General features: G+C 70.4%; 12 protein-coding genes. 9 read left to right on the top strand and 3 right to left on the bottom strand.

Annotated elements, in window-relative coordinates:
- The first annotated feature begins 34 nt into the window (after nucleotides 1–34).
- Both ACIQI8_RS08270 and ACIQI8_RS08265 read left to right on the top strand, forming a co-directional pair.
- Nucleotides 35–577 carry a hypothetical protein gene (locus ACIQI8_RS08270; RefSeq protein WP_402346118.1) on the top strand — a complete coding sequence of 181 codons (543 nt, stop codon included), beginning with the start codon at nucleotides 35–37 and terminating at the stop codon, nucleotides 575–577.
- Nucleotides 578–1017: 440 nt separating this feature from the next.
- Nucleotides 1018–2058: an alpha/beta fold hydrolase gene (locus tag ACIQI8_RS08265; RefSeq protein ID WP_402346116.1), complete on the top strand. Its 1041-nt coding sequence runs from the start codon at nucleotides 1018–1020 to the stop codon at nucleotides 2056–2058.
- 65 nt (nucleotides 2059–2123) lie between these two features.
- Here ACIQI8_RS08265 and ACIQI8_RS08260 read toward each other — a convergent pair whose 3' ends face one another.
- Nucleotides 2124–3344: a metallophosphoesterase gene (locus ACIQI8_RS08260; protein ID WP_402346114.1), complete on the bottom strand. Its 1221-nt coding sequence runs from the start codon at nucleotides 3342–3344 to the stop codon at nucleotides 2124–2126.
- Nucleotides 3345–3709: 365 nt separating this feature from the next.
- Here ACIQI8_RS08260 and ACIQI8_RS08255 point away from each other — a divergent pair, with 365 nt between their 5' ends.
- The 3 genes from ACIQI8_RS08255 (at nucleotide 3710) to ACIQI8_RS08245 (ending at nucleotide 7157) form a co-directional block, all read left to right on the top strand.
- Nucleotides 3710–4096: a hypothetical protein gene (locus ACIQI8_RS08255; protein WP_402346112.1), complete on the top strand. Its 387-nt coding sequence runs from the start codon at nucleotides 3710–3712 to the stop codon at nucleotides 4094–4096.
- 165 nt (nucleotides 4097–4261) lie between these two features.
- Nucleotides 4262–6454 (top strand): glycoside hydrolase domain-containing protein, encoded by a 2193-nt coding sequence (locus ACIQI8_RS08250; protein WP_402346758.1) that lies wholly within the window; start codon nucleotides 4262–4264, stop codon nucleotides 6452–6454.
- A gap of 49 nt (nucleotides 6455–6503) precedes the next feature.
- Entirely contained in the window at nucleotides 6504–7157 is a 654-nt protein-coding gene (locus ACIQI8_RS08245) for a hypothetical protein (protein ID WP_402346111.1), read from the top strand.
- 58 nt (nucleotides 7158–7215) lie between these two features.
- Here the strand turns inward: ACIQI8_RS08245 and ACIQI8_RS08240 are convergent, their stop codons facing one another.
- Nucleotides 7216–7662, bottom strand: coding sequence for an anthrone oxygenase family protein (locus tag ACIQI8_RS08240; RefSeq protein WP_402346108.1), 447 nt, complete (start codon nucleotides 7660–7662; stop codon nucleotides 7216–7218).
- A gap of 90 nt (nucleotides 7663–7752) precedes the next feature.
- On the opposite strand from ACIQI8_RS08240, the gene ACIQI8_RS08235 reads away from it, so the two are divergent.
- Both ACIQI8_RS08235 and ACIQI8_RS08230 read left to right on the top strand, forming a co-directional pair.
- The gene (locus tag ACIQI8_RS08235) at nucleotides 7753–8331 is read left to right on the top strand and encodes a TetR/AcrR family transcriptional regulator (RefSeq protein ID WP_402346106.1); all 579 of its coding nucleotides are present in this window, start codon (nucleotides 7753–7755) and stop codon (nucleotides 8329–8331) included.
- Nucleotides 8332–8487: 156 nt separating this feature from the next.
- The gene (locus ACIQI8_RS08230; protein WP_402346105.1) at nucleotides 8488–9477 is read left to right on the top strand and encodes an Ig-like domain-containing protein; all 990 of its coding nucleotides are present in this window, start codon (nucleotides 8488–8490) and stop codon (nucleotides 9475–9477) included.
- 24 nt (nucleotides 9478–9501) lie between these two features.
- On the opposite strand, the gene ACIQI8_RS08225 is transcribed toward ACIQI8_RS08230, so the two are convergent.
- Nucleotides 9502–10440: a thaumatin family protein gene (locus ACIQI8_RS08225; RefSeq protein ID WP_402346104.1), complete on the bottom strand. Its 939-nt coding sequence runs from the start codon at nucleotides 10438–10440 to the stop codon at nucleotides 9502–9504.
- 321 nt (nucleotides 10441–10761) lie between these two features.
- On the opposite strand from ACIQI8_RS08225, the gene ACIQI8_RS08220 reads away from it, so the two are divergent.
- Nucleotides 10762–12741, top strand: coding sequence for a sigma-70 family RNA polymerase sigma factor (locus ACIQI8_RS08220; protein ID WP_402346102.1), 1980 nt, complete (start codon nucleotides 10762–10764; stop codon nucleotides 12739–12741).
- A 31-nt stretch (nucleotides 12742–12772) separates the two neighbouring features.
- Nucleotides 12773–13006, top strand: coding sequence for a CU044_2847 family protein (locus ACIQI8_RS08215; RefSeq protein WP_402346100.1), 234 nt, complete (start codon nucleotides 12773–12775; stop codon nucleotides 13004–13006).
- The last annotated feature ends 61 nt before the right edge of the window (nucleotides 13007–13067 follow it).

Raw genomic sequence — 13067 nt, 5'->3', positions numbered from 1 at the left:
GGAGTTCGAGGCGCGTCGGCAGATGCTCTTAGACATGACAACGACCGACTGGTTCATCGACATCGCGCTCCTGCTCATCGTTCTTCGCCAGCTGCGCGAGGAGCGGCTGACCACCCGCACCATCCTGCTCCCGCTCGGCATGATCGCCTGGGCCGCCAGCGACTACCTGACCGACATCCCGACCGCCGGCAACGACGTGCCGCTGGCCGTGCTCTTCGCGGTCACCGGGGTCGTCTTCGGCCTCGCCGGCGGTCTCCTCACCCGCGTCCGGCACGCCGGCGGGCACGTGCTGATCAAGGCCTCCCGCGGCGCGGCCGCACTCTGGATCATCAGCATGGGCTTCCGCCTGGGCTTCGCGGTGTGGTCCACGCATCCCTCCGGCGCCGCGCACCTGACCAGCTTCTCCGCCGCGCACGACATCACCAGCGGGCAGGCCTGGGTCGTCGCCCTGCTCCTGATGGCGGTCGGCGAGGTCGTCGTCCGTCTGGGCACGATCATCGTCCGCGGCCAGCTGCTGCAGGCCCGGGCCGAGCGCAACCCGGACAAGCCGGCCCACCGCCCGGGCGCCTACGTCTGAGCGGCGAAACAGTCAGCGGCACGGTGCTCGCCCCGAAAACAGGCCACGGCACGGCGCTCGACCCGAGTAGCAGCCAGCGGTACGGCGCTCAACCCGAGAACAGGCCGCTGTACGGCACTCGCCCCGAGTAACAGCCAGCGGTACGGCGCTCGCCTCGCGAAACAATCGGCGTCACGGCGCTCCACCCACGAAGCAGTCGGCGGTACGGCGCTCGCCCCACGAAGTAGCCAGCGGTACGGCGCTCGCCCCACGAAGTAGCCAGCGGTACGGCGCTCGCCCCACGAAGCAGCCGACGGCACCGCGCTCGCCCCGCGAAGCCGCCAACGGCACCGCGCCCGCCCCGAGAAACAGCCAGCGGCACCACACCCGACCCGCGCACCGAATCCACAGCTCGTCCTGCTCAACACCCCACCCCCCCATGATCAGCACGGAGGTCCCTCATGTCCGCATCGCACCGCACCCCGCGTGCCCGCACCCTGCCTCGGCTGGCCGTGGCCGTGGCCGTGGCCACGGTGGCCCTCGGAGCGGTCGCCTGTTCGTCCGGCGGCGGGCACGCGACCACCGCTTCGAGCGGCAGGCCGAGTACGCGGGCCACGGCGACGACCGCTACCCCGGCGGCGTCGACCGTCGTGCGGAACTCCGCCCTGAGCGGCCCGGGCGCGTTCCTCGGGCCGGTGCGCCGGCTCCCGGTCGACGGCATCGAGATCGGCTACCGCCAGTTCGGCTCCGGCCCCGACCTCGTCATGGTCATGGGCGACACCGGCACCATGAGCGACTGGACGGTCGATTTGCTGAGCCGGCTCGGCCAGCACTACCACGTCACGATCTTCGACAATCGCGGCGTCGGCTACACGACCGACGACACCTCGGTCCCCGACACCATCCCGCTCATGGCGGACGACACCGTGGGTCTGATCAAGGCGCTGGATCTGCGGGACCCCGCCTTGCTCGGCTGGTCGATGGGCGGCGAGATCGGCCTGACGGTCGCAGCGCTCCATCCGGGTGCGATCAGCGCGCTCGTGAGCACCGGCGGCGACCTCGGCGGCAGCCGGGCCGTCAACACGCCGCCCGCCGTGGCCAAGGAGCTCAACAGCCCCAAGACCACAGGGCCGCAGCTGCTGGACCTGCTCTTCCCCGCCGACGCCACCGCCGCACGGGCCGCGTACATCAAGCAGCTCGGTCTGATCCCGCCGGAGAAGGTCGGCAACGAGACGCTGCTGCGCCAGTACCAGGCGGGACAGGCCTACGAGTCCTTCGAGGGCACCTGGGACAAGCTGCCCGACAGCACCATCCCGATGCTGATCACCAACGGCTCCCTCGACGAGATCACCCCGCCCCGGAACGCGAGCATCATCACTCACCGGGCCAAGCACGCCAAGCAGTTCATGTTCCCTCACGCCGGACACGCGATGCTCGTCCAGGACTCAGGCCGGTTCGTCTCCCTGGTGGTTCGGTTCACCAAGGAGTCGGGCATCGACTGACACACCCCTTGCGGGAGACGCGCGGAACTCGCGGATACGAGCGATGGGTGCTGCCCCGTCCACCCTTACGCCGAGGTGGGCGAGTGGGGGGAGCGGAGCACGAGCAGGGTGATCTCGCTCGGGGCGAAGACGCGGAACGGTGGGCCCCAGAAGCCGGTGCCGCGGCTGGTGTAGAGGTGGGTGCGGGTGCCGTGCCGGCTGAGGCCGGCGAGGGCGGGCTGGTCGAGGCGGACCAGGTGGTGGAAGGGCCAGATCTGGCCGCCGTGGGTGTGGCCGGAGAGCTGGAGGTCGATGCCGGCGGCCGCCGCCCGGTCGACGAACTTGGGCTGGTGCGCCAGGAGCAGGACGGGCAGGTCGGGGTCGGCGCCGGTCAGGGCCGCGGCGAGGTTCGCGCGGTGGCCCGCCAGGCCGGAGGACTCGGCGGTGACGTCGTCCACGCCGGCCACCACGAGGGTGTCGCCGCCGCGTTCGAGCAGCAGATGGCGGTTGCGCAGCGGCTCCCAGCCCAGCTCGCTCATCAGGTCGACCCAGCCCTGGGCCTCGCTGTAGTACTCGTGGTTGCCGGTGACGTACACCCGGGCCTGGGTGGCTCGCACGGTGCCGAGGGGAACGGCCTGGGCGCGGCGGCGTTCGGCCGTGCCGTCCGCGATGTCGCCGGTGTGGCAGACCAGGTCGGCTTCCAGGGTGTTCACCGTCTCGCACACGCGCGCCGACCAGCGGGCGCGGTCGAGTGGGCCGTAGTGGGTGTCGGTGATGAGGGCGACACGGGTACCGTCCAATCCGGCACCCAGGCGCGGGAGTCGGACGTCGAGCCGGCGCACGCGTGGCACTCGGCGGGCCTCGGCGTATCCCCAGGCGAGCAGGACGGCGGTGGTGCCGAGGACGGCCCAGGTGACGATCCGGGCCCGGTCCTGGCTCTCGCCGACGTCGGCCACGGTCAGGGCGAGCCGCAGGAGGATGCCGAGCAGGACGGACCAGGTGAACAGGACCCAGCTGGCGCCCAGCAGGGTGTCACCGACGATCGCCGCCCAGTCCTGCTGGCGCCGGCCGTGGCCGCGCCCCATCGCGAGCGGCATGCCGACGAGGCCGAGGACGAACAGGGCGGTGCCGGCGAGCGTGACGGGCAGCGGCCAGTGCTGGCCGGCGTAGAGGAGCACCCCGCACGGCACGGCCCACAGCAAGACGGGGGCGATCAGGGGGAGGTAGCGCATCACGCGGCGCAGTCGGCTCCGGCGCGGAGCCTGCGCCTCGCTGTCGGCGGGTCGGGTGTCGCTGGTGTCCGTCACGCTCGTCCTCTCTGACCAGGCTGCCCTCTCGCGCACTGTATCCGGTCGTTCCCGGGCGGGCCGGGCGGGCGTTCATGGGCGGGGGCCCGTGGCAGGCGGTTGCCCTGACATGTGTCAGGACCTCAACTCCCGCTGTCTGGCTAGGGTCTGTCCACGTCGCCGGCTGCAGGTCAACGCCGTTGCCTCTGGGACCAGGGGAACACATGAGTCGCTCCTCATGTGTTCCGGGCCGGCTACGGCAGCAACTTCCAAACCGTCGAATTCCGGACCGTCGAACCCTATGTCCGGAGCGGTATGCGGCGACAGCCGTCCGGTGTGGCTGCCGTGCGTGCACCGACCGTCAACACCTCAAGGAGAAGTCACTGATGATCCGTTCCCTGAAGGCCGCCGCCGTGGCCACGGCATCCACCGTCGTCGCCACCGCCGGCCTCGTCGTCGGTGCGGCGGGCGCCGCGCACGCCACCGGTCACGGCGAGGGCTTCTACGGAGTCTGGGCCTCCGGCGTCAACGTCCGTGCCGGCGGCGGGGAGCAGTGCTACCTGTACCCGTCGGCCGCCAACTGTCCGGACGTGCAGACCACGGTGAGCAGTCCGGCCCAGGTGTATGTGTACTGCCAGCAGGAGGGCGCGCAGAGTGTCGGCGGCAACCCGTACTGGGTGTGGGTCCTCACCGCGAGCGGCCACCGCGGCTACATGGCCAGTTACTACGTGGACAACGCCTCCGACTGGATCGACGGCGTCCCGAGCTGCTGACGCGGCGTCACAAGTCCCGGTCGACACAGAGCAGTTCGCGAGCGACTGCCGGTAGGCCGGGGGACAGGGTCCGGACGGATGTCACGGGCGACGGCGGGACGGGCGGCTACGGGGGTGCGGCCCGTCCACTGCCGATGAGTGAAAGGACACAGCGTGGCCGACCAGATGGTCATCGAGGCACAGAAGTTCATCAACTCCTACAACGTGGCCGGAATCCCGAAGGTCGAGGAGAACGGCCGCACCGGTTGGCCCGTCATGTTCGCGCTCACCCGGGCGCTCCAGTACGAGTTGGGCATCGGCTCCCTGTCCGACAGCTTCGGCCCGACGACGCTCGCCACTCTGCAGTCCCGGTACTCCGTCATCAACGCGGGCACCCGGCACGAGAAGATCCTCAAGGTGCTGCAGTCCGCGCTGTACTGCAAGGGGTACGACGGCGGCGGCATCGACGGCACCTACAACGGCTCCGTGGCAGCCGCTGTCCGCGAGTTGACGCAGAACATGGGCGTCGACGGCGTATTCCCCGACGGCGTGGTGCCCAAGGTGTTCAAGGCGCTGCTCACCATGGACGCCTATGTCGTCGTCGAGGGCGGCAGCGAGCTGACCCGTGCGGTGCAGCAGTGGATGAACGGCCGCTATGTCGGCCGCCGCAACTTCTTCGTCGTGCCGTGCGACGGTCACTTCTCCCGGGACGTGCAGAAGGCACTCATGTTCGCGATCCAGTTCGAGATCGGCATGAGTGACGACGTGGCCAACGGGGTCTTCGGCCCCGGCACCCAGCAGGGCATCAGGAACAACCCCCTCTCGGAGGGCTCGTCGGGGACATGGGTGAGCCTCTTCACCGCCGCCATGATCTTCAACAAGCGTGGCGGGGTGTTCTTCGACAGTCACTTCGACGCCGACCTGGCGACCCGCGTGCGCAGCTTCCAGAACTTCGCGAAGCTCCCGGTCACCGGTCAAGGGGACTTCCAGACCTGGGCCTCGCTGCTGGTGTCCACCGGTGACGCCACCCGCAGGGGGACCGCGGCCGACTGCGTCACCGAGGTCACCGACGCGCGGGCGGCGGCGCTCAGGGACGCGGGATACCGGATCGTGGGCCGCTACCTGTCCAACGTCCCGGGCTCCTCACTCGACAAGAACATCAAGTCCGGCGAGCTGGGCCGGATGGCCGCCTACGGTCTGAGCTGTTTCCCGATCTACCAGACCTGGGGCGGGGAGGCCGCCTACTTCCGCCGCGAGCAGGGAGTCGCCGACGCCTTCGCCGCCATCGAGCGAGCCAAGCACTACGGCTTCAAACCCGGCACCCGTATCTACTTCGCCGTCGACTTCGACGCACTCGACCACGAGGTCACCGACAACATCCTTCCCCACTTCCGTGCGATCCGGGACGTCGTCGACGAGCACGGCCAGGGGTACTTGGCGGGCATCTACGGACCGCGCAACGTGTGCAGCCGTGTCGCCGCCGCGGGTTACACCTCGGCCAGTTTCGTCTGCGACATGTCCACCGGGTTCTCCGGGAACCTCGGCTATCCGCTGCCCAACGACTGGGCCTTCGACCAGATCTCCACGATCCCGGTCGGAGCGGGCAGCGGCCTCATCGAGATCGACAACGACATCGTGTCCGGGCGTGACGCCGGCCAGAACACCTACAACCCCGAGCAGATCACCGCCGACCTGGACGTCAACATGGACATGTCCCGGCGCAACTCCCTGCTCGCGGACGTCCAGTCGTACCTCCTCAACACCATGGGTGTGCCGGAGGAGGGCGGGAGCCAGGGCGCCCAGGCGCTCACGTACCGGTCGACCACGCAGGCGTTCGACATTCTGATGGGCTTCGACGGGCTGGTCACCCAGCTCGCGCGCACCCTCCGCATGCGCAAGGCCATCATCCAGAGCCCACTGCTGTGGGAGACACGCATGTACAACAGCCTGGATGTCATCGGCGACGAAGCGGTCATCGATCACTACGACGGGACCGGACTGAGCCCCAAGAACGACGCCAGCACCGGCCTCGCGCAGATCTTCGCCGCCACCGCCATCCGCGGGCGCAACCACTGCGTCCGGGCCGGTCTGATCGGCGGCACCATCATGGACGCCGCCAACGAGGGCGACCTGTGGAACGTCTGGCAGAAACTGCACAACGACAACAACTACAACGTCAGTACGCTGCCGGCGGTTCTGATCGAGGGGGCGGCCGACGTCGGCGTACCCCAGCCGTCCATGGTCACCAGCGAGGAGCAGACCCGGCTCACGCTCGCCCGGTACAACGGCGAGGGTCAGCGAGCTCAGGACTACGGCACCGCGATGCTCGGTCTGCACCGGGTGTTCGAGAAGTACAACGCGCCCCTGCGCGGCCTGTGACGTCGCCGACCGCCACCCATCGCACCTCCCACTCTCAGACGGGACCGGCATGACCCTCTCCTCCTCGCACCCGCCGCGCCGTCGCGTACTGCGCACCGGACTCGGCCTGACCGCAGCGGCCGGCCTGACGACGTTCGTGGCTCCCTCTCCGGCGTCCGCGTCCGCGCGGTCCGCCGAGGAGGGCCCGCGCGCCCTCCCCACCAGCGCCAACGGCTGGCCGATGGAGCCGGAGGCCGATGCCTCGGGAGGCATCTGGACCCGCCAGGTGCCGGGCAGTTCGGTCTCCGTGGCCCTCCGTATCGGTGAAGCGGCCACCGTGCTCGTCCACGTCGTCCGCCGCTACCACTACGAGGTCGACACCCTCGTCCACGGCGAGGTGATCGGTTTCCGCCCGGCGGACAGTGCCTTGAAGGGTTACGCGACCAACCACGCCTCGGGGACCGCGGTCGCGATCCGCCCCACCTGGTACCCGGACGGCGTCAAGGGCGGTCTCTTCCCCCACCAGCTGGCCGCCGTCCGCGACATCCTCAAGGAGTGCCAGGGAGTGGTCGCCTGGGGAGGGGACTTCCGCCGCCCGAACGAGTCCCACTTCCAGATCGACGTACCTCCCTCGGACCCGCGCCTGGAGCGGCTCGCGGCCAGGATCCGCCGCTGGGAGGACAGCCCCGGCCAGGGCGCGGGGACGCTCGCGCTGGGCGCCTGACACATACACGGCGGAGCTTGCGCGGACACGACCATCGCTGCGCGGTGGGCCCGTGGGCTCAGGCGAGTGCCGTCGCCAGCAAGGCGAACGCGGTGACGATGACGGCGACGCGGACGTAGTGGAAGCGGTCCCAGCGGTTCACCTGGTCCTTCCAGTCCGCGGGGCGGTTCTCGGGGGTCCACGTCTTGCTCCGGTTGTTGATCGGGACGAGCAGCAGGACCGACATGACCACGCTGACGATCAGCAGCGCGCCGGCGGTGACGACCAGTCCGGCGCCGTCGTGGTGGCGTCCGGCGACGGCCCAGACCGCGACGAGGACGAGCGAGCCGACGTACCAGACCGGCATGACGGCGCCGAGCATCCGGCCCCCGTGGGCGCGGCCGAGTTGGGCGCTGTCGTCGGGGAGGGCGTCGAGGATCCGGTTGATGACGAAGGCGACGGAGAACTCCACGCCCACCATCAGGCCGACGATCACGGTGGTGACGATCTCAAGCGCGTTCAGCATGACTGCCTCTCTGGAATCTAGTGTTGCTAGGTGATGTGGCAACGCTAGACCTACTGCCGCTTGATTGTCTAGCAGTGCTAGGATCGACTTATGTCGGTACAGGAACGCAAGGAACGCGAACGGGCGGTGCGTGAGAGCCTCATCGTGGCGACGGCCCGCGAACTCGCCGAGCGGCAGGGCTGGGACGCGGTCACCACCCGCCGGCTCGCCGAGCGCATCGAGTACAGCCAGCCCGTCCTCTACAGCCATTTCCGCGGCAAGCGGGAGATCATCGGCGCTGTCGCCCTGGAAGGCGCCGCCGAGATGGCCGCGGCGCTGCGGGCGGCGGCCTCCGGCGCGGAGGGCCCGCGCGCCCGCGTCACCGCCCTCGCCCGCGCCTACCTCGACTTCGCCGGGCGCAACCCGGCGGTCTACGACGCCATGTTCCAGCTCGACGGCGGTCTGGCGTTCGCGCAGGAGGAGACGCCGGAGCCGTTGAAGGACGCCTTCGCCGCGCTGCTGGAGACTCTCGGCGAGGTCGCGGGGGAAGGCGTCCACCCGGGGCTGTTCACCGAGCTGTTCTGGGCGTCCCTGCACGGCCTGGCCACCCTGACCCGAGCGGGACGGCTACCGCCGGGAGACGCCGAGCGGAGGACGGAACTTCTGGTGGACCGGTTGGCCGTGCTCTGAGCCCACTGCCTCGGCGATGAGCGCCCGGCGACCGTGACGCGTACAGAGTCTTGAGACACGTTTTACGTGGTACCTGAAACTGCGGGGTACGCCCCGACCGTCTGACAGGGAGCCGGGTCTGTCAGGGCCGAAGAGCGAGAGAGAGTGGGGCACGCCGTGGGACGGCGCAAGGGCAGCATAGGGATCGCACTCATAACGGGTGTGGTGCTGGTGGGCGCGAGTGCCTGCGGTGGGGGCGGCAGTGACAAGGCGAGCGGGGGCGGGGACGCGAAGGCGTCGGGCAAGGCGAGCGTGAGTGCCTCGCCGTCGGCGACGAAACCGGCCGGGCCGCCGATGCTGCTCGACACGATCACCCCGCAGACCGGGACCACCGTCGGCGTGGCCATGCCGATCTCGGTGATCTTCACCAACCCGGTCGCCGAGAAGGCCCGGGCCGGCGTCGAGAAGCACCTGAAGGTGAGCGCCTCGCAGCCGGTGGCCGGCGCCTGGCACTGGATGGGCGACCGGCGTGCCGACTGGCGCCCGAAGACGTACTGGCCCTCCGGTACGACGGTGAAGATCGACGCCGACATGAAGGGCGTCAGCAACGGCAACGGACGCTACGGCGTGCACGGCTACACGCACACCTTCAAGATCGGTGACGATGTGCGCGCGGACGTCTCCGTGACCGGCCACACCATGAAGGTGACCCGCAACGGCTCCCTGGTGCGCACGCTGTCGATCAACGCGGGCAGCGCCGAGTACCCGACGTGGAACGGCACGATGGCCGTCATCGACAAGCAGAAGAAGGTCCACATGACCTCCTGCAGCGTCGGCATCAGCTGCGACAAGGGCAGCCCCAACTACTACGACCTGACGCTGCCCTGGGACGTCCACCTGACCCAGTCCGGCACGTACGTGCACTACTCGACCGGCGACCCGAACCCGGGCAGCGGCAGCGCCCGCGGCTCGCACGGCTGCGTCCACCTGTCCATGGCGGACGCCAAGTGGTTCTACGGCCAGGTCAAGCAGGGCGACCCGGTCACCATCACCGGCTCGCCCCGCGCCAAGGCCCCGGCCGACAACGGCTACGCCGACTTCAACCTGAGCTGGGACCAGTGGCTCGCGGGCAGCGCCTCCGGGGAGAGCACGACCGCGACCCTGTGACGCGGTGAAGGGGCGGCCGGCCGCTTACGAGCCGGTCGTCCCGAAGGTCACCTTGTAGTAGCAGGCCCCCTTGCAGGGCATCGTCGCCCCGTCGTCGAAAGCGTACGAATAGGCGTACGGGGCGGCCCGCTTGAAGACCTGCGTGTAGTCGACCGGCCACTTCGACGGGACGCAGTTCTCGCGGCCGGCCCAGGCGCCGCGACAGCAGTACGTGTCGCCTCCGAACGCCGCGCACGGCGGCTTGCAGCCGACGACCTGGCCGCTGCGGACCTCCCGCATCGCGGTGGGGCAGGCCACGTCCGTGGTGCACACGCCCTTGTAGCAGCCCGAAGAACTGACCGGGTCGGTGGTCGTGGTGTGCGAGATGTTGATGTACATCGGCAGGTTCGAACCGTCGACCATGCTCACGTCGTAGAAGTCCATCCCCGCGTACGCGTCGAAGGTGAACTCACCCAGTGTGGTGGGCGGGTTGGCGCCGCTGCACACGCTGGTGCAGTCGCCGGTCGCGCAGTACCCCGCGGCCGTCCCGGTACAGCCCGTGCGGCCCCAGACGCGCCCGCCCCAGTTGTTCGCCACGGTCACCGACATGCTCTGGCCCGGGGCCAGCCTGCGGCCCTGCGGGTAGACGGCGGTGTTGGTGACGACCGCCCACACCGTCTTCGGGGTCCGGTTGACGACCGTGATCAACCGCTTGCCCGCCGGTGCCGACGACGGCTGCCCGGCCGGTCCGTCCGCCCCGGCGACCGGCTTGCGCGTGCTCTTCCCCGACGCACCGGCCTTGACCGACGGCGAGGCCGAGACCGAGGCGGACGCAGACGGCGAAGGGGAGGCGGCGGGGCTGTGGCCCGGCGAGGACGGCGAAGGGCCGCGCGGTCCGGACGGGAGCGCGGCGGCGTCCCGGCGGTCCGCCGTGGGGGAGCCGCCGTTTCCGTCCGGCGCCCACGCGCCATACGCGATCAGCACCGTGACGGTCGTCGCGAAGGCCGCTGCCCCGGCGTACCACCACCGGAGCCGGCGGGGTGATCGTGCGCCGTGTCGTCTGCGTCCTCGTGCCATTACCGCGCCCTTCCCAGTGCTCCCTGAATGCGTCCCTGCCTATCGGTGACCTGGTCCACGGCGGCCCGACAACATAAATTGCGAAGCCGATCGGCCGATTTTCTGTTGTACGCGGTTGCGTCGGCGGTCTCCGTTCCAGGGAGCGCGCTCCTCAAGTCCTGTTCCGGAAGTCCGGTTCGGGCCTGGGAAGCCGCCGCAGCCGGACCACACGCGGAGGAACAGACCCACATGCCCAAGTTCCACAGGAGTGGACCCGACTCCGCCGTGGTGACGGCCGCAGGCGCGGGCGACAGACAGGCCCTGGACGCCTTGGTCACGCAGTGCCTGCCGCTGGTCTACAACATCGTCGGCCGGGCCCTGAACGGTCACGCCGATGTCGATGACGTCGTACAGGAGACGCTGTTGCGCATGGTGCGGGGGCTGCCGAAACTGCGGGACCCGTCGGCGTTCCGGTCGTGGCTGGTGGCCATCACGATCCGACAGGTGCGGGACCGCGAACAGTCGCGGGCCACCGACCGCGACCGCAGGGCGCACCTGGAGGACGCCGAGGCGATCACCGATCCCGCGCTCGACTTCGCCGGACTGACCATCCTGCGGCTGGGGCTGACCGAGCAGCGCCGCGAGGTCGCCGAGGCCACGCGCTGGCTGGACGCGGACGACCAGGAACTGCTGTCCCTGTGGTGGCTGGAGGAGACCGGCGAGCTGGAGCGCGCCGAACTCGCGGGCGCGCTCGGGCTGTCCGACCGGCACGCGGCGGTCCGGGTGCAGCGCATGAAGAAGCAGATGGAGATATCCCGGGTCGTGGTACGGGCGCTCGCGGCCACCCCGCGCTGTGCCGAGCTGGACGAGACGGCCGCCCTGTGGGACGGCACGCCGAGCGCCCTGTGGCGCAAGCGGTTCGCCCGGCACATCCGCGCCTGCGGAGTCTGCGAGGGCCTGGACGACGGGCTGCTCCCGATGGACCGCCTGCTGAGCGGCCTCCCGCTGCTGGCCGTCCCCGCCACCCTCGACCCGTCCCGCGTGCTGGTCACCGTCATCGGCCGGCCGGCCGACCCGGGTGCCGGTTCCTCGTCCGGTACGGGGTCCGACGGCGGTTCCTCGTCCGGCTCCGGCACCTCGTCCGCGCACTCCGCGCACCGGGCGGGAGCCGGCCGCGGCCATCGGGCGGCGCGCGGAAGCCACGGGCGCCGCGCGGCTCGTACGGGCCTGCGTGCCGCCCGCGGCCAGGTGATCGGCGGCTCGGCGGCGGTCGCGGTCCTCGCGGTGGCCGCGTTGGTGGCGGCCCGGCTGACCGGGGACACCGCCGCCCCGGCCGCGGAGTCGGCACCGCCCAGCCCGGTGGCCGTCACGTCACCCAGCCCGACTCCGTCCCCTTCGCTCTCCCCGTCCGCGAGCCCCAGCAAGTCCCCGACCCGCAAGCCCAAGCCGAGCCCGTCCAGGCACACCGCCGCCGCCCCCGTGCACATCGCCTCCGGCGCCAAGAAGGGCGTGGGTGTGTGGACCTTCAACGGGGTGAGTCAGGCGCTCGGCGCGAGCGGGGCGAGCTGGTACTACACCTGGAACACCCAGCATCAAGGGGTCACGACACCGTCGTCGGCCTCCTTCGTGCCCATGATCTGGGGCGCGGACTCCGTCACCGACAGCGCGCTGGCCCAGGCCAAGGCGAACGGTCCCTATCTCCTGGGCTTCAACGAACCGGACATGGCCCAGCAGTCGAACATGTCGGTCGAGCAGGCGCTGGGTCTGTGGCCCAAGCTCATGGCGGCCGGCCAGACCCTGGGCAGCCCGGCGGTCGCCTACGGCGGGGACACGGCGGGTGGCTGGCTGGACCGGTTCATGTCCGGGGCGAAGGCGAAGGGGTACCGGGTCGACTTCATCACCCTGCACTGGTACGGCGGTGACTTCCGCACCCCACAGGCCGTGGACCAGCTGAAGTCCTACCTGGCGGCGGTGTACGCCCGCTACCACAAGCCGATCTGGCTCACCGAGTACGCGCTGATCGACTTCTCCCAGGGGACCCGCTTCCCCTCCGCGCAACAGCAGGCGGACTTCGTCACCGCGTCCACCAAGGCGCTCGACGACCTGTCCTACGTGCAGCGTTACGCCTGGTTCGGACTGGGCGCGGACCCGTCGAAGCCGAGCAGCGGGCTGTTCACGAACGGCACGACGACGACGTTGGCGGGACGCGCCTTCCAGGCCGCCGACTGACCTGGAAATGACCTGAGACCGACTCACTCCCGTGGCCCGTGCCACCGGCTCGTTCGAATCCGCGCTGGAAGGGGTGCGCAGAGCGGCGGCCTCGACGCTGAGCCGGATGAGCAGTCTGCCCCAGCGCCCGGACGAGATCACCGTCGAGTTCGGCATCCAGCTCGACGCGGAGGTCGGTGCCGTCCTCGCCCGCACAGGGGCACAGGGACACATCCAGGTACAGGTGACGTGGCGCCGGAAGGAAGACGACGGCCAAGGCGATTGACCCGCAGCGGCGGCGGACGGCCGATCCCCGTCCTGCGTCCCCCGTGCGCTGGGCAACTTGG

The sequence above is a fragment of the Streptomyces sp. NPDC092369 genome (assembly GCF_044755245.1).
Classification (GTDB): domain Bacteria; phylum Actinomycetota; class Actinomycetes; order Streptomycetales; family Streptomycetaceae; genus Streptomyces.
This window is presented reverse-complemented; position numbering and strand designations above follow the sequence as displayed.